The 20,584-nt window shown below is 39.1% G+C and carries 18 protein-coding genes; 12 read left to right on the forward strand and 6 right to left on the reverse strand.

What is annotated here, in order from left to right:
- The first annotated feature begins 203 nt into the window (after positions 1 to 203).
- The 9 genes from hemN to BM015_RS18135 all read left to right on the forward strand — a co-directional run bounded on the left by hemN (position 204) and on the right by BM015_RS18135 (position 9,345).
- Positions 204 to 1,586 carry an oxygen-independent coproporphyrinogen III oxidase gene (hemN, locus tag BM015_RS18095; RefSeq protein WP_090662095.1) on the forward strand — a complete coding sequence of 461 codons (1,383 nt, stop codon included), beginning with the start codon at positions 204 to 206 and terminating at the stop codon, positions 1,584 to 1,586.
- Positions 1,587 to 1,789: 203 nt separating this feature from the next.
- Positions 1,790 to 3,046, forward strand: coding sequence for a PAS domain-containing sensor histidine kinase (locus tag BM015_RS18100; protein WP_090662098.1), 1,257 nt, complete (start codon positions 1,790 to 1,792; stop codon positions 3,044 to 3,046).
- Positions 3,047 to 3,117: 71 nt separating this feature from the next.
- Positions 3,118 to 4,173, forward strand: a complete 1,056-nt coding sequence (locus tag BM015_RS18105; RefSeq protein WP_090662364.1) for a response regulator — start codon at positions 3,118 to 3,120, stop codon at positions 4,171 to 4,173.
- Positions 4,174 to 4,352: 179 nt separating this feature from the next.
- Positions 4,353 to 5,120, forward strand: coding sequence for a hypothetical protein (locus BM015_RS18110; protein WP_090662100.1), 768 nt, complete (start codon positions 4,353 to 4,355; stop codon positions 5,118 to 5,120).
- Positions 5,121 to 5,154: 34 nt separating this feature from the next.
- The gene (locus BM015_RS18115; RefSeq protein ID WP_143075916.1) at positions 5,155 to 6,438 is read left to right on the forward strand and encodes a T9SS type A sorting domain-containing protein; all 1,284 of its coding nucleotides are present in this window, start codon (positions 5,155 to 5,157) and stop codon (positions 6,436 to 6,438) included.
- A gap of 170 nt (positions 6,439 to 6,608) precedes the next feature.
- A complete protein-coding gene (gene trpS, locus BM015_RS18120; protein WP_090662106.1) occupies positions 6,609 to 7,607 on the forward strand; it encodes a tryptophan--tRNA ligase in 999 nt (332 codons plus the stop codon).
- A 91-nt stretch (positions 7,608 to 7,698) separates the two neighbouring features.
- Positions 7,699 to 8,334, forward strand: a complete 636-nt coding sequence (locus BM015_RS18125; protein ID WP_090662109.1) for a deoxynucleoside kinase — start codon at positions 7,699 to 7,701, stop codon at positions 8,332 to 8,334.
- Between the two features lie 98 nt (positions 8,335 to 8,432).
- Positions 8,433 to 9,002: an RNA polymerase sigma factor gene (locus BM015_RS18130; RefSeq protein ID WP_090662113.1), complete on the forward strand. Its 570-nt coding sequence runs from the start codon at positions 8,433 to 8,435 to the stop codon at positions 9,000 to 9,002.
- The gene (locus BM015_RS18135) at positions 8,995 to 9,345 is read left to right on the forward strand and encodes a hypothetical protein (protein ID WP_090662116.1); all 351 of its coding nucleotides are present in this window, start codon (positions 8,995 to 8,997) and stop codon (positions 9,343 to 9,345) included. Before BM015_RS18130 ends, BM015_RS18135 begins: the two co-directional genes overlap by 8 nt.
- Positions 9,346 to 9,426: 81 nt before the next feature.
- Here the strand turns inward: BM015_RS18135 and BM015_RS18140 are convergent, their stop codons facing one another.
- Positions 9,427 to 10,692, reverse strand: coding sequence for an ABC transporter permease (locus BM015_RS18140; RefSeq protein WP_090662119.1), 1,266 nt, complete (start codon positions 10,690 to 10,692; stop codon positions 9,427 to 9,429).
- 403 nt (positions 10,693 to 11,095) lie between these two features.
- Between BM015_RS18140 and xylA the strand changes: the two genes are divergently transcribed.
- Both xylA and BM015_RS18155 read left to right on the forward strand, forming a co-directional pair.
- A complete protein-coding gene (gene xylA / locus BM015_RS18150) occupies positions 11,096 to 12,424 on the forward strand; it encodes a xylose isomerase (protein ID WP_090662125.1) in 1,329 nt (442 codons plus the stop codon).
- A gap of 157 nt (positions 12,425 to 12,581) precedes the next feature.
- Positions 12,582 to 13,331: an SDR family NAD(P)-dependent oxidoreductase gene (locus tag BM015_RS18155; RefSeq protein ID WP_090662366.1), complete on the forward strand. Its 750-nt coding sequence runs from the start codon at positions 12,582 to 12,584 to the stop codon at positions 13,329 to 13,331.
- Between the two features lie 282 nt (positions 13,332 to 13,613).
- On the opposite strand, the gene BM015_RS18160 is transcribed toward BM015_RS18155, so the two are convergent.
- Complete coding sequence (locus tag BM015_RS18160) at positions 13,614 to 13,970, reverse strand: PKD domain-containing protein (RefSeq protein ID WP_090662128.1); 357 nt, start codon at positions 13,968 to 13,970, stop codon at positions 13,614 to 13,616.
- A 43-nt stretch (positions 13,971 to 14,013) separates the two neighbouring features.
- Positions 14,014 to 14,553 carry a GtrA family protein gene (locus tag BM015_RS18165; RefSeq protein ID WP_090662131.1) on the reverse strand — a complete coding sequence of 180 codons (540 nt, stop codon included), beginning with the start codon at positions 14,551 to 14,553 and terminating at the stop codon, positions 14,014 to 14,016.
- Between the two features lie 101 nt (positions 14,554 to 14,654).
- On the opposite strand from BM015_RS18165, the gene argS reads away from it, so the two are divergent.
- Positions 14,655 to 16,481, forward strand: coding sequence for an arginine--tRNA ligase (gene argS, locus BM015_RS18170; protein WP_090662143.1), 1,827 nt, complete (start codon positions 14,655 to 14,657; stop codon positions 16,479 to 16,481).
- Positions 16,482 to 16,521: 40 nt separating this feature from the next.
- On the opposite strand, the gene BM015_RS18175 is transcribed toward argS, so the two are convergent.
- The 3 genes from BM015_RS18175 to BM015_RS18185 form a co-directional block, all read right to left on the reverse strand.
- On the reverse strand, positions 16,522 to 17,637 hold the full coding sequence (locus BM015_RS18175) for a flavin reductase family protein (RefSeq protein ID WP_218148547.1): 1,116 nt from the start codon (positions 17,635 to 17,637) through the stop codon (positions 16,522 to 16,524).
- An 18-nt stretch (positions 17,638 to 17,655) separates the two neighbouring features.
- Positions 17,656 to 19,011: a pyridoxal-phosphate dependent enzyme gene (locus BM015_RS18180; protein ID WP_090662146.1), complete on the reverse strand. Its 1,356-nt coding sequence runs from the start codon at positions 19,009 to 19,011 to the stop codon at positions 17,656 to 17,658.
- Between the two features lie 156 nt (positions 19,012 to 19,167).
- Positions 19,168 to 20,583 (reverse strand): SusD/RagB family nutrient-binding outer membrane lipoprotein, encoded by a 1,416-nt coding sequence (locus BM015_RS18185; RefSeq protein ID WP_090662149.1) that lies wholly within the window; start codon positions 20,581 to 20,583, stop codon positions 19,168 to 19,170.
- Position 20,584 lies beyond the last annotated feature (1 nt).

Consider the following 20,584-nt stretch of genomic DNA (forward strand, 5'->3'; position numbering starts at 1 on the left):
CTGCATAATCAATTTCTTTTTTCTCAATTCTTATCATATATGTTTTGAGGCTTTTAAATTAAAGCAATCATGCAAACAAATCAAAAGATATAAACAGGTTAAGTTTTTTATTGCAGCCAAAGCATGATTTAAATCATGCTTTCCGCCACCAGGTTATGCCTGCAATCACCTTTCACACTGTGCATGCCGGTTAATTTTGACTAATGGCGAATAAAGCATTTATAGACAAACGGCTGGTGCACAAATACAATTTGCCTGTGCCCCGTTATACAAGCTATCCCACCGTTCCTTACTGGCAGGATAATATAAAAGCATACGACTGGAAAGAAAATTTCAGGGAGCAATTTATGCTCAATAATAAAAACAAGGGCATAAGCCTTTATATGCATTTGCCGTTTTGCGAATCGCTTTGCACTTATTGCGGATGTAATAAAAAAATAACCACCAATCATAAAGTGGAAAATGAATACATACCTGCCATTCAGAAAGAATGGGATTTTTACCGGCATTTAATGGAAGATAAACCTGTGATACGTGAACTGCATATTGGCGGCGGCACGCCTACTTTTTTTTCTCCTGAAAATTTAAACCGCTTATTAAATTATATATTGGACGATGTGATTATTCATCCGCAGCACGAGTTCAGCATTGAAGGCCATCCTAACAATACAACCAAAGCACATTTACAAATGTTGTTTGATCTTGGCTTTCGCCGCATAAGTTATGGCGTACAGGATAATAATGAATACGTACAAAAAATCATCAACCGCATTCAGCCTTTTGAAAATATTGTGGAAGCAACTTATATGGCAAGAAAGGCCGGGTTTACTTCTGTGAATTTCGATCTCATTTACGGCCTGCCTTTTCAAACGGTTGACAGCATTGAACAAACTTTTAATGAAGTACTGCAATTAAGGCCCGACAGGATTGCATTTTACAGTTATGCGCATGTGCCGTGGACAAGCAAGGCGCAACGGCTGTTTGATGAACATGACCTGCCCGGCCCCACACAAAAGATTGAGCTGTATTTAACAGGTAAAAAGCTGCTGCTCGATAATGGTTATTATGATATTGGCATGGATCATTTTGCATTGCCGCACGATGCTTTATATAAAGCTTCTGCTGATGGAACATTGCACCGAAATTTCATGGGTTATACAACACAGCATACAGGCATGCTGGCTGGTCTCGGCGTTTCTGCAATAAGCGATAGCGGAACAGGATATGCACAAAATGAAAAAACAATCGCCGGGTATTATCAGCGCGTGCATAATGGTGAAATACCGGTGCGCAAAGGATATTTTTTAAATAAAGAAGATATAATTTTTAAACAATACATACTGGATATTTGCTGCAGGGGCGAAACATATTTTCTTGAAGAATCTTTGCCTTTACTGGAAGAATACAGCTTTCCTGCATTACAGGAGTTTGCGGAAGATGGCCTTATTGTGTTTAATAAAACAGCAGCAAAGCTTACACCCGAAGGTCATTATTTCATCAGGAATATTGCCAGTGCTTTCGACATAAAACTGCGCAGGCAAAATATAGCTGCTTTAAATAACCAGGTGTTCAGCAAAAGCATTTAAAGCAGGGCGCTGTTGCCAATATCCTATCATGATTTTTCCGGCAAGGCAACTAAAAAATCTTCTCTCTCATTTCTTATGCAATAAAATAATGCTTATGATTGTACAATAATTCTATTTGATTGTCATCACCGTTGCTCAAACCCATTTTTTTGGTGTAATGAAGATTAATTTTGCAGCGAATGATCTCAATAATATCATAAAGAATGGCAGATACGATAAAACAATTTGAGGCCTTATTTAATTATGCAACTATTGGTATTGTTGTAACGGATGCGCAAGGTTCTATCATCAATTTTAACAGGAAGGCAGAAAGCGATTTTGGTTATACAAAAGAAGAAGTGCTTGGCAAACCGGTTGACATACTTCTCCCCCAGTCATTAAAATCAAAACACGAACATTACAGGTCGGGGTTTTACAAACATCCTTCACCCCGGGCAATGGGCGCGGGCAGGGATTTATACGGGCTAAAAAAAGATGGCTCTGTTTTCCCTGTTGAAGTAAGCCTCAGCAATTATACCATCGAGAATTCAATTTTTGTAATTGCATTTGTGATTGATATTACAATAAGAAAAAACTCCGAAGAAATTCAGCTTGCACAAAAAAATGAACTGGAAAGGGTTAGTAAAGAAGTGAAACAGCTTAATGCAGGGCTTGAAAAGAAAATTGAAGACCGCACTAAAATGTTACGGGAAACTTTAACTGCCCTTGAAAAATCAAAAGGAGAATTAAGTGAAGCATTAAAAACAGAAAAGGAATTGGGCGAATTGAAATCAAGGTTTGTGTCGATGGCTTCACATGAATTTAAAACACCGCTAAGCACTATTTTATCTTCTTCTTATTTACTGGAACAATACAACAATATAGATGCACCGGAGAAACGCATTAAACATATTGAGCGCATAAAGAATGCCGTGGGCGATATGAAAAATATACTGGACGATTTTTTGTCGCTTGATAAACTGGATGAAGGTTTGATAAGGGCCGACATTAAGCCCATGAGCGCCGAAGATTGCGTGAAAGAATTTGACCTGCTGATCAGCGAAATGCAGATAAACCTTAAGCCCGGCCAGAAAATTAATTTTGAATATACCGGCAACAGTGAGGTGATGCTGGATAAGCATCTTTTAAGAAATATCTGCATGAACCTTTTGTCTAATGCAACAAAATTTTCGCCCGAAGCATCAATGATTAATGTTACCGCAGGCTTTAATGCAGATAGTTTTAATTTGTCGATACAGGATTATGGTATTGGAATTTCAGAGAGCGATATGCAGCATTTGTTTGAAAGGTTTTTCAGGGCTAAAAATGCATTCAATATACAGGGTACCGGCCTGGGCCTGCATATTGTGGCGAAATATGTTGAATTAATGAATGGCGATATTAAAATTGAAAGTAAACTGGATGAGGGAACTACGTTTACCATCCGCATTCCTAAATCAGGTAATGAAACGGCACTATAAAATGCATGCTTCACACAGGGGCATGTACACAAGGCCATATCATAAAACAACTGAAAAATAAATATGCACAAATGAAAAAAATTCTTGTAATAGAAGATAATGCACAGGTTCGGGAAAACATTGCAGAAATCCTTGAGCTTTCCAACTATGAAGTTATTACCGCTGAAGACGGGAAAAAAGGCGTGGAACTGGCACAGCAGGCAAGCCCCGATTTAATCGTGTGCGACATTATGATGCCGGTGTTAGATGGCTATGGCGTATTGCATCTTTTAAACAAACAAATAGAAACTTATGGCATCCCATTTATCTTTTTAACTGCAAAATCTGAAAAAACAGATTTAAGAAAAGGAATGGAAATGGGCGCTGATGATTACTTAACCAAACCTTTTGATGGCATTGAGCTGCTGAATGCAATTGAAACAAGGCTTAAAAAACTGGAATCCATTAAACAAAATGCTGCTAAGAATAATAAAAGCGCCGATGCATTTATACAGGATGTAAAAGAAACAGGCAGCATACCGCTTACCTCATCAGAAAGGGAATTATATGATTACAGGAAGAAGCAAACATTGTATTCTGAAGGCCAGCGACCAAAAAAAGTATATTATATAAAAAGCGGTAAAGTAAAAACGTATAAAACCAACGAAGATGGTAAAGACCTGATCACGAACATTTATGGCGAAGGTGATTTTTTTGGTTATACTTATGTGCTGGAAGATATAAATTATAAAGAGAATGCGCAGGTGCTTGAAGATGCAGAAATAATGCATATTCCTAAGGATGAATTTTTAGCGCTCATTTCCGGCGATTCGCAGGTTGCAAAACAGTTTATAAAATTAATAGCGCACAATGTTTTAGATAAAGAAGAAAGCCTGCTTAATCTTGCGTATAGCTCACTCAGGAAAAAAGTGGCTTACCAGCTTATCCAGATGTTTGAAAAATTTAAGCGCGAAGAAAACACCAATACCATAAATCTTTCAAGGGAAAATCTTGCACAGGCCACCGGTATTGCCACCGAATCTTTAATAAGGACTTTATCTGATTTTAAAAGCGAAAAATTAATCGATTTGCAAGGCAGCACCATCACATTACTTAATGAAGATAAGCTGCGTAACCTGCCTTACTAAAAGTTCCGGAAAAAAAGCTAATCATACCTGCGCCCAAAATCACTATGCCCGGCCCTAAAATTTTTATTAAGAATCATACCGCTTAATAAATGATTGCAGCCATTTAATAAACCAGTTTTAAGCGCTGTTAGCCATATAATAGTTTCGCCGACCAATTCTATCAATCAAAAAAGCTAACAATGAAAAACAAAATCTCACTCTCTTTTTTATGCTTGATTATTGCATGCAGCGCATTCGCTCAAAATGTAGGCATTGGTACTGCAACACCGGCTCACAAGCTGGACGTAAACGGAGCTATTAACACAAACAGCAATTGCTACCTCGGCGGTTACCTCGGCGTAGGCACCCAGTCGCCCATATATAAAATACAGGTAGAAGATGGTTCCGTTGCACTCCACAATACTACAGATTCCAAATACTGGATAATGACTTACAGCAGCGGCGGCAATTATTTGAATATTGCTGAAGACGGATCATCAAGACTCGCAATAGCCAATGGCGGAAATGTAGGTATCGGCACTACGGCCCCTTCCGCAAAATTGGATGTTGTAGGTACAACTGAATTAAACGGAACAACAACTGTAAATGGTGCTGCAAAAGTTACCGGCACATTAACAGTCAATAATAACAAAGGCGTTTTATATAACCTTTCCAGCAGCACCAATATAAAATTTTACACGCGATCAGCGGCTTTTACAATCAATAACCTTGCACCACACTCCTTATCGCCCGAAGCAACAATTGGTTTTATAGGCGGGTTTAGCAACGCCCCGCAGGTATATGTTGGCAATATTGTTTCAAATGGCGGCACGGCAGGCCCGCTGTACCAGCTTCAGCTTATAATATATAATGTAACGGCAACAAGTTGCAAATGCAGGCTTCTCAATACAAGCAATTCTACTATCAGCCAAAACATTACCTGGAATATAATGTGCCTTGGCAATTAATACGCCCAATTATTTCATCTTAAAAAATTATATCATGAAATCAATTAAAGGCGCAATGCAAGTTGCATTACTGTTCATGTTATTATTTCTATCACTGCAGGCTGGTGCGCAAATGGTAAATAACGGGGCAGAAATTACAATACAAAACGGCGCTGCTATTTATACAGCAACATCTTTTACCAATGCATCTGCAGGAGTTGTTAGCAATAACGGGGAAATAATTGCAGGTACAGACTTAATTAATGATGCGAGTGCCTCCCTTTCGGGTAACGGGGTTTACAGTGTGCAGGCAAACTTTACCAACAATGGCACTTATACTTATAACAATTCAGTCTTAAATTTTTTCGGAACAGGCAATTCCAATTTAAAAAATAATGGAGGAACTATTTACAAGCTGCAGGTAAATAAAGATTCTGGATTTCTTGTTAACCTTCTTGATAATGAAAGGGTGATAAATACCGTTGCATTTTTAAACAACAATAACTGGATTAAGCTTAACAGCAAAATCTTTACAATAGCCCAGAATTGTGTAATTCAAAACTTTAACAACAAACGTTTTTTTATAACAAACGGAACTGGTGTTTTAAAAAAGATGAATCTAAAAAATGCGCCCTTTGTTTTTCCCGTTGGGTTCAATAAAAGCACCTATAACCAAATAACGATTACAGAAAACGGCACACCGGATGCCTATTCCGTTCGTTGCAAAGACTCTGCATTATTAAACGGGAGTTCTGGTTTACCTGTTTCCAGCGGTGGCATAAAAGCCGCATGGGTTATTAATGAAGCAGTTGCCGGTGGCGCCAATGCTGTTATAGAAGCACAATGGAAAAAACCAGCGGATGAACTTCCCAATTTTGATTATACTAAATGCATGCTGGTACGGTATGTTAGCAATCATTGGGATTACCAGGCAAATAAAGCCGGTACTGCTACCGGCACCACGTACAGGTCGATAGGCCGTTCCAACTTAACTGCATTTGGAAATTTCACTGTGCTTTCAACTGCCAGCCCATCATTTACAAACTCCCATTTTGAAGCGCCAGGAGCATTATCAATTGCAGAAAATAACAACAGGCAAATGAGAGTTTATCCAACAATTGTTCAAAATAATTTCAACATTGAAGTGCCATCGGATAAATCTATTCAAAAAATGAATGTACAGGTGATAGATGCCACGGGCAAAATTGCCTGGCAAAAACAAAATGCAGATTTTATTTCACAACGCGTTTTCCTTCCTTCACTTACACCGGGAACATATATAGTGCTGATAGATTATGAAGAAATTAAGTTTACTCAAAAGATTATTATATCCCGGTAATTATTAATATAAATCCTAGTGCAAATACCTATAGCAGTTACAGTTTTGTAACTGCTATTTTGTTATGGCTTAGCCTGGAAATTGAGACAGTCCGGGTTTAACAGCAATCAAAAAAACAATTCACATTAATCAATGCTGCATCAAATAATCAATGCACTTATCTTCGCCGCATGGCAAAGGAAACTGTTTTAAGCGGAATAAGGCCCACAGGCTTTTTGCATCTTGGCAATTACTTTGGTGCAGTGCAGAACTGGGTGCGCATGCAGCATGAATATAATTGTTATTTCTGTGTTGTTGACTGGCATAGCCTTACAACACATCCTGATACAAAAGAATTACGCCAGAACGTGCACAGGTTATTGGGAGAATTGCTTGCTTCAGGCCTTGACCCCGACCAGGCGGTTATATATGTGCAAAGCGATGTGCCTGAAATTGCAGAGCTCTATTTATATTTAAACATGCTGGCCTATAAAGGCGAGCTGGAAAAGACTGTTACGTTTAAAGATAAAGTACGGCAACATCCGCAAAATGTAAATGCGGGGCTGCTTACTTACCCGGTATTAATGGCTTCTGATATTTTAATTCATCGCGCCACAAGGGTGCCGGTTGGTAAAGACCAGGAACAACATCTTGAAATGGCAAGAAACTTTGGAGAACGGTTTAACCATCGCTATGGCGAAGTATTTCCAATGCCTTCTGCCTTTAACTATGGTGCATCGCTTACAAAAATCCTGGGGCTCGATGGCAATGGAAAAATGAGCAAAAGCGCAAACCAGATGGCTACTATCTACCTTGCGGATGATGATGACCTCATCCGCAAAAAGATTATGAAAGCAAAAACAGACAGCGGCCCCACAGCGCCCGGCACACCAAAGCCTGATTATATTGAAAACCTTTTTTTGATGATGCAGCTTGTGAGCAATGCTGAAATTGTTTTAAAATACCAGCAGGATTATGAAAACTGTACCATCAGATATGGCGACATGAAAAAACAGCTTGCTGAAGATATGGTTGCATTCATAAGGCCCATTCGTGAAAAAGCAAAGGCTATTGAAAATGATAAAGAATATCTTACATACGTTATAAAGAAAGGCGGTGAGAAAGCCAGGGCCAATGCCATGGAGACAATAAAATTAATCAGGAATGCAATGGGCCTGAATTATGTTTGAAATTCAGTTTTAATGCTTTAAGTTTGAAATGTACTTCCAGTATCTCAATTAAGGATAACTATCATCTAAAAATTTAGGAACTTCAGGTTTTATGGCGAAACAAAAAAAACCGAAACATATTGCTGTAGCAGGCAATATCGGGGCAGGAAAAACCACGCTTACAGAATTGCTGAGCAAACATTATAAATGGATCCCGCAGTTTGAAGATGTTGATCACAACCCTTACCTGATGGACTTTTATGAAGACATGCCGCGCTGGAGCTTTAACCTGCAAATATATTTTCTGAATGGCAGGCTAAACCAGTTGCTCGATATTCATAATGGCACCGAAACGGTAATACAAGACCGCACTATTTATGAAGATGCACACATATTTGCGCCCAACCTGCACGATATGGGGCTTATGAATAAGCGTGATTTTGATAACTATTTTAATTTTTTCAAAACACTGCAATCGATGGTGCAACCTCCTGACCTGCTTATTTATCTTAAAGCATCGGTGCCTACACTTGTTGACCAGATTCAGAAACGCGGCCGCGAATATGAAGAGAATATCCGCCTCGATTATTTAAAAAAATTAAACGAACTCTATAACCGCTGGATTGAAAATTATAAAGAAGGCCCGGTGCTGGTAGTAAATGTTGACAAAAATAAATTCCCCGAAAAAGAAGAAGATCTCGGTGAGATAATAAGAAAAATTGATTCGCTTTTATTTGGATTGTTTTAATAAAACTATATGAAACCAACCCTTAAATGCTTACCCTTATCCACATAACTTTATGGAATTTAACCCGCATATGCATCTTGTAAACAAGTCTAACACCTTTGAACGGAAAAGAATTAAAACATATAAGCGACCAGGAGTTACTGGCTCAGTTTAAGCAAACAAACGACAATCGCCTGTTGGGTGTTTTATTGCAGCGCTATACGTTGTTATTGTTGGGCGTGTGCATGAAATATCTAAAAAATGAAGAGGCCGCGAAAGATGCAGTGCAGCAGATATTTTTAAAGGTAATTCATGAACTGCAGCGTTATCCTGTGCAATATTTTAAAAGCTGGCTATATATGATTGCCCGCAATCATTGTCTTATGCAATTACGCCGGCACGGAGAAAAGAATGTGGCTGAATTCAGGGATAATATTGCAGATGAAGAATTTCCGCTGCAGGAAGAAATTGAAAAACAGCAAATGATATTGCTGCTCGAAACTTCGCTGCATGAATTAAATGAGGATCAGAAAACATGTATAACTTTATTCTATCTTGAAAATAAATCTTACCAGCAAATAAGTGAGCTAACCGGCTTCAGCCTGATGCAGGTAAAAAGTTATATTCAGAATGGCAAACGTAATTTGAAATTGCTTGTTGAAAGAAAATTGCATAAAGCAGATGGATGAGTTAAATAATATATGGAATGTGGATGACGAGTTAAATGAAGAGCAGTTAATGAATTACATAAATGGTAAATTAACTGAAGAGGAAGCCAATGCCTTTGAGAAAAAGATGGCTGGTTCTGCGTTTATAAATGACGGCGTTGAAGGATTGCAGCAATTTTCTTCTTCCGAAAAAATAGACCTTTTTACAAGACAGCTTAATGATAACCTGCGCAAAAAAACCGCTGCAAGAAAACAAAAAATGAAACGCAGCTTCAAAGGTTTATCATGGGAGCTAATGGCAATTATTGCGGTAATAATACTCGCACTTATAGGCTATGCTGTTATTCAGTTATTGAACAAATAAATTCTACGCTTTATAAATTGTCATACTCACGTGTGAGTTGTCAATTGCGAGTAGATACTGTATGCTTAGTGGTTTTTCTCATCATTCATACCTTAAAGCAGTTATCGGGTTCAGTCTTGATGCTTTTACAGCAGGCCATATACCCGCAAGCAAACCAACGCCCGAACATATAATGATACCGGCAATAACCCAAGCCCATGGAATAGCAAAACCTGCTTTAAGCAGCATGGCAAATATATTACCGATAATTACACCGAGCACGATTCCAAACAATGCGCCCAGCAGGCTTATAATAACAGATTCAAATAAAAATTGCTGACGAATATTGCTGCGCTTGCCGCCCAGTGCTTTTATCAATCCTACTTCGCGGGTACGTTCATTTACAGAAACCAGCATGATATTCATTAAACCTATAGCGGCGCCAATCAATGTGATTAAACCAATGGCAGCGGCAGCGGCCTGTATGCTTCCTAACAAACTTATGAATGTAGCAGCCAGTTTATCGCTTTTCTCAATTACAAAATTATCGGTGTCTGTAGGAAGAAGTTTGCGCACGCTTCTGAAAACGGCTGTCGCTTCATTTACGGCGCCGTCAACCAGCGAAATATCATCTGCCAATACGCCTATCAAAAAAGAACTGGCGCCATAGCCGGTTGCACGTACATTATTATAAGAAGTAATGATAACATTATCTGCCCGCAGCAAAGCGCTCGACCCTTTTGATTTCAGAACGCCTATTACGCGGTACGGCTTCCCTCCCACATTTATAAACTTATCAACCGCTTTATCTTTAAACTGTCCGAATAACTTGGTGGCAACATCGCTTCCGAGAAGGCATACATTACGGCCGCTATGCACATCAGCAGGCGTTAAATTTCTTCCTGCTTCAATGGTAAAACCGTTTACGGCAAGATAATTCTCATCGCCGCCATTCATGCGCACATTAGGGTTCGTTTTTTTATCCTCATAATGAATTTCATAATTACTGTACCCGCCCAATGAAATAGATACAACTGCCGGGTAATGAAACTTTTCTTTGAAAGTTTCTGCTTCGTTCAGTTGTATCGGTTTATCAAGGTTTGATTTTTTAGCCCTCTTAGTTTTATCAGCATCTCCGTTATCATTATCATCATTAAACCTGAAGCGTTCTTTATAAGAAATAGTAAAGCCATTAGCGCCCATGGTAGAAAAACTGTTGCGCAACCCTTCATTCATAGCCTGTATGGCGGTAATAATGCCAATAAGTGCCATGATCCCAAAAGCAATAATCGCTACAGTAATACCTGTACGCAACCTGTTACTGCGTACGGTGCGATAAGCGAGGTTAAAAGAATCTTTAATTGTCATTCGGTAAAAAATCGAAAGTAATAAAAATTGAAGGTAAGCATCCGGCTATTTCTATTAAATACATTTTATGTAAAAGGTATTTATATGTTACGGGTTGCAAAAACTGTCTTGGGCAAATGTTTTGCCTGTTATCTAAAAAACTTTATATGGTTTATGTAACCGATTTCATAACAATCAGTATATATTTGCATTATTAAGGCGGTTCGCTTTATAAGACTAACGATTTATAAGCTATATTTATATAAATACACTTATGCTAAAATGCTATAATCTGTATATTGCCACCCCCGGATTAAGGCAATGTTTACAGCAGCTTTATGCAACAATCCCGGTAAACCTTTATGAACAACCGGACATTAAAAAACAAGACCATTCAAAAAACATATTTTAAAAACATATAAACATGAAACTCACAATCGGTGAAAAAGAATATTTCACGGGCATAGGACAAATAAAATATGAAGGCCCTAAAACAGATAACCCGCTTGCCTTCCGGTGGTATGATGCCGATAAAGTTGTAGCAGGTAAACCTATGAAAGAATGGCTGCCGTTTGCAGGCGCCTACTGGCATTCATTCTGCGCTAACGGTTCCGATCCCTTTGGGCAGCCAACCCAGTTTTTTGAATGGGATAAAAAAGAAGATGCGGTAGAAAGGGCAAAAGATAAAATGGATGCAGCATTTGAATTCTTTACAAAACTAGGCCTCCCCTATTATTGCTTTCATGATATAGATGTGGTAGATTATACAAGCGATGTGGCAGAAAACGAAAGAAGGCTGCAGGCGCTGGTTGAATATGCCAAACAAAAACAACAGGAAAGCGGCGTTAAGTTATTATGGGGCACCGCCAATGTTTTCACTCATCGCCGGTATATGAACGGCGCATCCACCAACCCCGATTTTCATGTGCTGGCGCATGCAGCCGCACAGGTAAAAGGCGCAATAGATGCAACGATTGCATTGGGCGGGAAAAACTATGTTTTCTGGGGAGGCAGGGAAGGTTATATGAGCCTGCTGAATACTGATATGAAGCGGGAGAAAGAACACCTTGCAAGGTTCCTGCATTCAGCAAAAGACTATGCCAGGAAAAATGGTTTTACAGGCACATTTCTTATTGAACCAAAACCCTGCGAGCCAACGAAACATCAATACGATTATGATGCTGAAACAGTGATTGGTTTCTTAAGGCATAATGGCCTCGATAAAGATTTTAAGCTTAACCTCGAAGTAAACCATGCAACTTTAGCCGGCCACACATTTGCACATGAATTGCAATGTGCCGCAGATGCAGGTTTGCTCGGCAGCATTGATGCTAATCGCGGCGATTACCAAAACGGCTGGGATACAGACCAGTTCCCTAATAATATTAATGAACTGGCAGAGGCAATGCTGATTATTGTTGAAGCAGGGGGATTAGGTTCAGGCGGCGTAAATTTCGATGCCAAGATCAGGCGCAATTCCACTGATAAAGACGATATATTTCATGCCCATATTGGCGGCATGGACAGCTTTGCAAGAGGATTGATTGTTGCTGACCAGGTGCTGAACTTGTCTCCTTACAAAAAAATGAAGCAGGACCGTTACAGCAGTTACGACAGCGGCAAAGGCAAAGCTTTTGAAAACGGCGAGCTGAGTTTTGAAGACCTCAGAAATTATGCAGCCGAAAATGGCGAGCCTGCTGTAAAAAGCGGCAAGCAGGAATTGCTGGAAAATATTATCAACCAATATATTTAAACTCACTTGAAAAATTTATCCGGATGGCACAATAAAGCTATCCGGATTTTTTAATAAAATATACGCAACCGATTACAATCTTTGATGCCGTTTTTGTATTTTATTTAAATATTACTTTAGGGTGAAAAAAAATTCAGCAGCCAAACATTTTACAAGTATGAAAAATAACAGGAAAAAAATTGCAGTTGTTACGGGCGGGGGCTCAGGCCTGGGTTTTGCTATAGCGCAAAAGTTTACACAACACAATATAGAAACTATCATTATCGGGCGCAATATTCAAAAGCTTGAGCGGGCACAGCAACAACTGGGTTCATCATGCCATATCATGTGTTGCGATTTAAGTGACCTTGCAACCATTCCTTCCCTCATACAAAAAATTGTGGAAACGCATGGCCGGATAGATATATTGATAAATAATGCCGGCATTAATATGAAAAAGGATTTTACCGAAGTAACGGATGAAGATTTTGCTGCTATCATCAATACAAATCTTAATGCTGTGTTTGCTATCAGTCGCGAAGTGGTAAAAGATATGCTGAAATATAATTCAGGCTGCATTATTAATATCAGTTCAATGGCGGCGCAATATGGCTTGCCGAAAGTGATTGCTTATTCTGCCAGCAAATCTGCAATTGACGGCATTACAAGGGCAATGGCTACAGAGCTTTCACCAAAAGGCATTCGCGTAAATGCCATTGCTCCGGGTTTTATTTATTCTGATATGACGGCCAAAGCGCTCAATGAAGACATAGACCGCAAAACACGGGTATTTGCAAGAACGCCGATGGGCAAAATGGGCCAGCCTGAAGATATAGGAGAAGCTGCATTATTTCTTGCCAGCGAAGGCGCCGGGTTTATTACAGGAGTTGTATTACCGGTTGACGGTGGAAATTCCATTGGTTTTTAATTACAATAACAGCATAATTCCATAATAAAAAAGCGCTTTAACAGCGCTTTTTTATTATATCTTAATCCTGGCTATGGCCGCTTAGGCATGCCCGGTGGTGCAGGGGGCCTTGGAGGCCTGTGGCCTTTTCCCGGTGGTGCACAAGAAATAATCATAGCAGACAAAAACAGGGTTATAAATAATAAACGAAGAATACATCTTATTTTTTTCATGCCGGTGTTTTTTCTATTCATAAAAAAAACCATGCCATTTGACTGAGCCGGCAAGGCAGCTTTATAGTTTTTATTTAATTCTAACTTTCTTATCAGGGGTTAAAGTGCAGGAAGCGCCATCCTCCACAACATTCACCGATGCCTTCGTTATAAATAAACCGGTATCTGCATAAATATGTGTAACTGATATACTATCGCCCGATAAACTTGTGCCATCACCAAAATTCCAGTTTACAGAAGTTATGGTTTTGCTGCCGGTATAATTGATAGAAAAATCAATTGCGTTTTTATTATCAGCATGGCGCGTATGCTCAATTTTCACCAATATCTGCTCCTTAATACAATCAATATTCTCATTATCCCGGCTGCATGAAGTGCAGGCTAAAACAGCAGGAAAAAGCAGCACGAATGCTTCTTTAAGTTTCATATAATTTATTTAAACCAGCAGGATAGTTAAGTATTTATTACAGTCAATCTATTAATTCATCTTCTGCTATTGCAGCATCTTCTTTATTCTCAGCAGCAGCCTTAAACGAAAAATTACGTTGGGTAAAATAACTGAATAATACAACAATAACAGTTGTGATAATCTTTGAAAAAGTAGGCCACCAGTGGAAACCTTCCACGAATAATTTCAGGAAAAAATAATTGAGCGCAATACAGGCCACAACAATTAAAAAGTAACGGAATATTTGTATGCGTTTACGGGTTTTTGTTTGCTGCCATACCACATAACGGCTTAAATAAAAACCCACCGGGAAAGAAATACAAAATGCAATAAGGAATGCAAAAATGTATGGGCTAATGGCAAAACCGGCTATATAAACTATTTGCTTATTAAGAAAATAGTTATACGAAAGCATGAAAATCACAATATCAAAAACCATATTTATGCCGCCGCAAGCCGCATACCGGAAGGTTTGCAAAGGCATGAAACGCCTGAATAAAGGATAAAATGCATCCACAACAGCCAAAACCATTTTCCGTATGAATGCATGTGATTTTTGCATCGGACGAAGGTAACAGCAAAAAATACACCTGTTTTTTTGTTTACAGATTTAAGGAAGATTTTACAAGTTGCCTATAGTATTTTTGCCCCTCACATTTTATTATGAGCCTTACAAACATTATTAAACTTAGAACTAAAGAAGCAATTGAAACATTGTACAATGTTTCAATTGATGAATCTGCCATCACAGTAAACGTTACCAAGCCTGAATTTGAAGGTGATTATACAATCGTTTTATTTGCCTTGCTAAAGCCCTTAAAAAAATCGCCGGATGCATTGGGCAATGAATTGGGAAAATATTTAGTTGATAATAATGCCGGTATTTTTCAATCATATAATCTTATAAAAGGTTTTTTAAACCTGGTTATTGCAAACAGTTTCTGGATAAAATTTCTTTCGGATAATTACAACAATACTTCGTTTGGCAGGCAGCAGGTAAGCCATAAAAAAATTATGGTTGAATATTCTTCACCCAATACCAACAAACCCCTGCACCTTGGCCATTTAAGAAATATTTTTTTGGGATGGAGCGCTGCAGAATTGTCAAAAGCCATTGGCAATAATGTGATAAAAACCTGCATTGTAAATGACCGCGGCATTCATATTTGCAAAAGCATGATTGCCTGGAAAATATTTGCCAATGGCGCTACACCGCAATCCACACACACAAAAGGCGATCATTTTGTGGGCGATTACTATGTAAAATTTAATGAGGCATATAAAGGTGAAGTAAAAACACTGGAAGCAGAAGGTTTAAGTGCGGAAGAAGCAGAAAAAGAAGCGGCCATAATGAAAGCCGCGCAGCAAATGCTGGTGGACTGGGAAGCGGGAAAGCCCGGTGTGATTGAATTGTGGGGCATGATGAACGGCTGGGTGTATGAAGGTTTTGATGAAACGTATAAACGCATCGGCGCTGATTTTGATAAAGTATATTATGAAAGTCAAACCTATCTTCTTGGTAAAAACCTGGTAGAGGCAGGTTTGGAAAAAGGTATTTTTTATAAAGAAGAAGATGGCAGCGTCTGGATTGATTTAACCAATGATGGCCTTGATAAAAAAATCGTTCGCCGCAGAGATGGAACCGCGGTTTACATAACGCAGGACATTGGACTGGCTGTAGATAAATATGAAGAGTATAAAATTGATGAAAGCATTTATGTTGTAGGCGATGAACAGAACTATCATTTTAAAGTATTAAAATTAATTTGCGAAAAGCTTGGCCTGCCTTATGCAAAAGCTATTTATCATTTAAGTTATGGTATGGTTGAACTGCCATCCGGCAAAATGAAAAGCCGTGAAGGCACTGTGGTGGATGCAGATGATATAGTAGATGAAATGATCAACATTGCAAAGCAGAAAACAGAAGAACTTGGCAAAGTGAAAGATTTTACAGAAGATGAATTAACTGACCTATACGAAACAATCGGCCTTGGCGCTTTAAAGTTTTTTTTATTGCGGGTTGACCCGAAAAAGAAAATGGTATTTAACCCTGAAGAAAGCATAGATTTTCACGGGTTTACCGGCCCGTTTGTTCAATATACGTATGCGAGAATTAAGAGCGTATTAAGGAAGGCGTCAACCGTTGACAGTCAACCGTTAACCGAAGACAAAAACACTCAACATTCGGCTGTCGGTCAACAGTCATCGGCGAACGGTGAACTTCTTCCGCTGGAAAAAGAAATTATTATTTTGCTGGAGCAGTTTCCTGCAACGGTTGAAGAAGCAGCAACATTATATGATCCTTCCAAAATTGCATTGTATGTTTTCAATCTTGCCAAAACATTTAATTCATTTTATACAGAACATTCCATTGCCAATGCAGAGAGTGAGGATAAAAAAACATTGCGTATTAAATTGGCACAGCTTACAGCACAAACCATACAAACAGGCATGCATTTATTAGGTATTAAAGTGCCGGAAAGAATGTAACGGTAACCGGCCAGGCCATCATCACGGGCCGGCCGGTTTATTAAACATTTATCTCCAGTTCCACATCACCGTTTATGGCATGGCCAACGCAGGTTAATACAAGGCCCTGCTGTATTTCGTTTTCGGTAAGCACTTCGTTATACGAATGCCAAACATCGCCCTTTAAACATTTGGCAACACAACTGCCGCAACGGCCTGTTTCGCAACTGTAAGGCAAAACAATATTAGCTTTCTTCGCTGCCGATAAAATGGAATCAGGATAATGAACATCGAACTTAACATCCTCCTCTCCCATTTTTAAAAATATAGTATGCGAAGATTTATCGGGTGGTGAAACATCACGTTTAACCGCATTGATTACAAAATCTTCCCGCTTAATATTATTCTTCGGCACATCATGCTCCTGCAAGGTATAAGTGCATAAACGCATATAAGATTGCGGCCCGCAGATATAGAACAAGGTTTGCCCAAAATCTGCAACAGATAATTCCTGCAAAAAATTTATGATTAAATTCCTGTGCAGCCTGGCTTTGGCAAGCTGCATAATATTGCTGAATAAAAACTTTATAACAAACCTGTCTTTAAATTTATCTTCAAGCAATTTCAACTCATTAAGAAAAACTGTTTTTTCTTCTGAAGCATTGCTGTAAATCAAAACAACATTTGTATGCTGGTGTACAAATAATAAAGTTTTTATAAGCGCATAAACAGGTGTAATGCCGCTGCCTGCGGCAAAAAAGAAAACCTGTTTAAAATCATCAATATTATCCGGCAAAACAAACAAGCCGCCTGCGCCAATAGTTATAACTTCATCGCCGGCAGCAGCATGATCAACAAGCAGGCGTGAAAAGTACCCGTTTTCTATCCGCTTCACCCCTATTGACAATGGCTCATTTAAATCAGGGGAAGATGTAATGGAATAAGAGCGGCGTATTTCCTCATCATGGCTGAAACGCACTAATGTTATATATTGGCCTGCCTTATATTGAATGTTATGCCCTTCTTTGAAAGTGATGGTTTTAAAACCCGCCATTTCTTCTGTAACCGATTTTACATATAAGGTTTTATACAAAGAAGTATTCATGTTAATGCCGCAATTTGAAATAGCAATATATAAAACAATTGGCGGCAGCTTTAGCTGCCGCCAATAAATCATTACAAACAAATTTTAAAGCTATTTCGCCAGGCTTTGTATTACATCATATTTGGTAACGATGTGATAATCGCCTGTTTCATCTTTTGCTAAAACTGCGCCGTTACCTTTATTAATTAAACTGCCAAGCCGTTCAACAGGCGTATCAAAATCAACAACGGGATAGGCTTTTTCCATGATACTTTCAACAGTTGAATCTTTTAATTCAGGATGATCAAACACTTTTTGGAACAAACCTGTTTCGCTGATGGAACCAACCGGCCCGCTGCCGTTCATTACAGGGATATTTTCAATATCGAATTTCTTCATGAGCTCAACGGCTTCTGCAACGGTTTGCGATGGCTGAACTGTAACGAGTTTCTTCCCTTCCCTCGCACTAACAATATCTTTAAATGTTTTCACATCAAGAAAACCGCGTTCCATCATCCATTGATCATTATAAATTTTTGCAACATAGCGGCTGCCATGATCATGAAAAATACAAACTACCAGGTCGCCTTCTTTTAATTTTTCTTTTAACTGCATCAGCCCCTGCACACAACTGCCCGCGCTATAACCAATAAAAATGCCTTCCTCTTTTGCAATGCGGCGTGCCATAATAGCGCCGTCTTTATCTGTCACCTGTTCAAAATGGTCAATCACGCTCATATCATAATTTGCAGGCACAAAGTCTTCACCAAAACCTTCGCTTATGTAAGGGTGCACTTCATTCATATCTACTTCGCCGGTATTAAAATATTTGGTGAGCAACGAGCCATATACATCAATCGCCCAAACCTGAATATCCGGATTCTTTTCCTTCAGAAATTGTGCAGTACCTGTAACTGTTCCGCCCGTGCCTGCCGTGCAAACAAGGTGTGTAATTTTACCTTCGGTTTGTTCCCATATTTCCGGGCCGGTGGTTTCATAATGCGCCAAACGGTTTGCAAGGTTATCGTATTGATTAAAGAAGTAAGAGTTGGGAATTTCTTTGGCTAACCTTCTCGCAACAGAATAATAACTTTTAGGGTCATCCGGTTCAACATTCGTGGGGCAAACAATTACTTCTGCGCCGACTGCTTTCAGAATATCCATCTTCTCTTTACTCTGCTTATCTGTAGTGGTAAAAATGCATTTATAGCCTTTAACGCAGGCTGCCAAAGCAAGACCCATTCCTGTATTGCCGCTGGTGCATTCTATAATGGTTCCGCCGGGTTTTAATTTACCTTCCTGTTCAGCCACTTCAAGCATTTTTAATGCCATACGGTCTTTAATGGAATTGCCGGGATTGAAGTAATCAACCTTGGCAAGCACCGTGCATGGAAAATCCTTTGTTATTTTATTCAGTTTAATTAATGGTGTGTTTCCAATGGTTTCAAGAATGTTGTTCTTCCACATAATTTAAATGAATTTTTGTAAAGATAGGATTTGTGTTTGGGAAGGGTTGTTAAGAAGCAGGCGCCTGCAACAGATAATTTGTATTGCAAAAAAATAGTGCTGCAATTGATGCAGCACTATTATGTAATTCACAGGCAAATTACTTGCTGAATTTTATTATTGGTCCCACCACAGATGGTCTGATAGCTGAACGGTTGGTATATTACTGCCATTTGTTGAAATTTCGGTTGACGGATAGTTCATGCGCCTTATAAAAGTATTTAATGCAGCGCCTACAGGCAATTCAAAATCCTTGTAATCATAATCTGTGCGGCGCATATCATCCCAGGTTACCGGGCTCAGAAAGAGTGCTGCATATTTTTCTTTAAATATCAGCTTTAAGGTAATACCGGCTTCACCTACGGCAACTATGGGATTGGCTATATAAGAAGTTATATCGCCGCCGCTTACGCCTATCTTATTCATGTTTGCCGTTATGCCTGCTAAATAAGCAGCATAGGCGCCGGCTTTATCACCCTTTCTGAATTTAGCTTCAGCCTCTATAAATTTACATTCGGCAAAGGTTATAATTTCCAATGGCGATTGATCGCTTGAATACCATTTGCCTACTGTAAGATAACATTCATTATGCACGGTATTATTGCCAATTGCACCAGCACCGTTAACTGTTCCCCTGTAATCGCCGTAACGGGTGGTATCTGTAATAAGCGGAAGCCGCGGATCGAATAGTCCATAAGTAGTGCCGTTCATAGCATTTATAAAATTGGCAGACAGCCACCCATCCAGCAATAAACTCGCATTATTATGCGCTTCCTGCGCCCAGGGGTTAAAGCCGTCAAAGGCTGTTATTTGTGCATCATCTTCATTACTTGTATAAGCCTGTGCCAATTCAACCAGAACAGCATCTGCATTGTAAGATGAAGTTTTAGAAACCTGGTTCAGCATACGGGCCTTTAGTGCATGTGCGGTTTTTATCCATGCAGCCACGTCACCTGCATGAATGAAATCACTGCTGGCATCTAATTCGCCATCAGCATCAGATTGATTTAAAGCAGCGATGCCATCATTGAGTAATTTAAGACAAGTATCATATAAAGCTTTCTGATCATCATAAACAGGATGAATGTTATCAACCCCTATAAAAGCTTCCGAATACGGAATATTTCCCCACACATTGGAAGCCATATTTATATGTAAAGCCATCAATACATCAGAAACACCTATGTAAGCATTTAAACCATTTTCCCGTCCCTGCATCTTCATATCATACAAGTCGGTCATTATATTATAATAATTGTTCCATGCACTGCTGGCATCTACATCTTCATAAGTATCGGTAGAAGCCCCTGCACTGGGTGAAGCGAGGTATTGTGTATAGTAAGATGTCCAGTCTGCAATTCTGAAAACATTTATGGCTGCAGTATTGGTAACATTTGCCAATAAGCCGGCAATTGGCGGCTGCAGCGCTGCATTTGGGTTTTGATTGATGTCGAGGTATTTTTTACAACTGCCCAATAAAAGAACCATACAACCAAAAACCATTAATCTTTTATATATTTTAAGTTTGCTCATC

The sequence above is a fragment of the Parafilimonas terrae genome, assembly GCF_900115755.1.
Taxonomy (GTDB): domain Bacteria; phylum Bacteroidota; class Bacteroidia; order Chitinophagales; family Chitinophagaceae; genus Parafilimonas; species Parafilimonas terrae.

Bases quoted from the DNA above. Each gene is read 5' to 3' on its own strand.
- hemN (WP_090662095.1), top strand. From the start codon at position 204: ATGGCGAATAAAGCATTTATAGACAAACGGCTGGTGCACAAATACAAT.
- BM015_RS18100 (WP_090662098.1), top strand. From the start codon at position 1,790: ATGGCAGATACGATAAAACAATTTGAGGCCTTATTTAATTATGCAACT.
- BM015_RS18105 (WP_090662364.1), top strand. From the start codon at position 3,118: ATGAAAAAAATTCTTGTAATAGAAGATAATGCACAGGTTCGGGAAAAC.
- BM015_RS18110 (WP_090662100.1), top strand. From the start codon at position 4,353: ATGAAAAACAAAATCTCACTCTCTTTTTTATGCTTGATTATTGCATGC.
- BM015_RS18115 (WP_143075916.1), top strand. From the start codon at position 5,155: ATGAAATCAATTAAAGGCGCAATGCAAGTTGCATTACTGTTCATGTTA.
- trpS (WP_090662106.1), top strand. From the start codon at position 6,609: ATGGCAAAGGAAACTGTTTTAAGCGGAATAAGGCCCACAGGCTTTTTG.
- BM015_RS18125 (WP_090662109.1), top strand. From the start codon at position 7,699: ATGGCGAAACAAAAAAAACCGAAACATATTGCTGTAGCAGGCAATATC.
- BM015_RS18135 (WP_090662116.1), top strand. From the start codon at position 8,995: ATGGATGAGTTAAATAATATATGGAATGTGGATGACGAGTTAAATGAA.
- BM015_RS18140 (WP_090662119.1), bottom strand. From the start codon at position 10,692: ATGACAATTAAAGATTCTTTTAACCTCGCTTATCGCACCGTACGCAGT.
- xylA (WP_090662125.1), top strand. From the start codon at position 11,096: ATGAAACTCACAATCGGTGAAAAAGAATATTTCACGGGCATAGGACAA.
- BM015_RS18155 (WP_090662366.1), top strand. From the start codon at position 12,582: ATGAAAAATAACAGGAAAAAAATTGCAGTTGTTACGGGCGGGGGCTCA.
- BM015_RS18160 (WP_090662128.1), bottom strand. From the start codon at position 13,970: ATGAAACTTAAAGAAGCATTCGTGCTGCTTTTTCCTGCTGTTTTAGCC.
- BM015_RS18165 (WP_090662131.1), bottom strand. From the start codon at position 14,553: ATGCAAAAATCACATGCATTCATACGGAAAATGGTTTTGGCTGTTGTG.
- argS (WP_090662143.1), top strand. From the start codon at position 14,655: ATGAGCCTTACAAACATTATTAAACTTAGAACTAAAGAAGCAATTGAA.
- BM015_RS18175 (WP_218148547.1), bottom strand. From the start codon at position 17,637: ATGATTTATTGGCGGCAGCTAAAGCTGCCGCCAATTGTTTTATATATT.
- BM015_RS18180 (WP_090662146.1), bottom strand. From the start codon at position 19,011: ATGTGGAAGAACAACATTCTTGAAACCATTGGAAACACACCATTAATT.
- BM015_RS18185 (WP_090662149.1), bottom strand. From the start codon at position 20,583: ATGAGCAAACTTAAAATATATAAAAGATTAATGGTTTTTGGTTGTATG.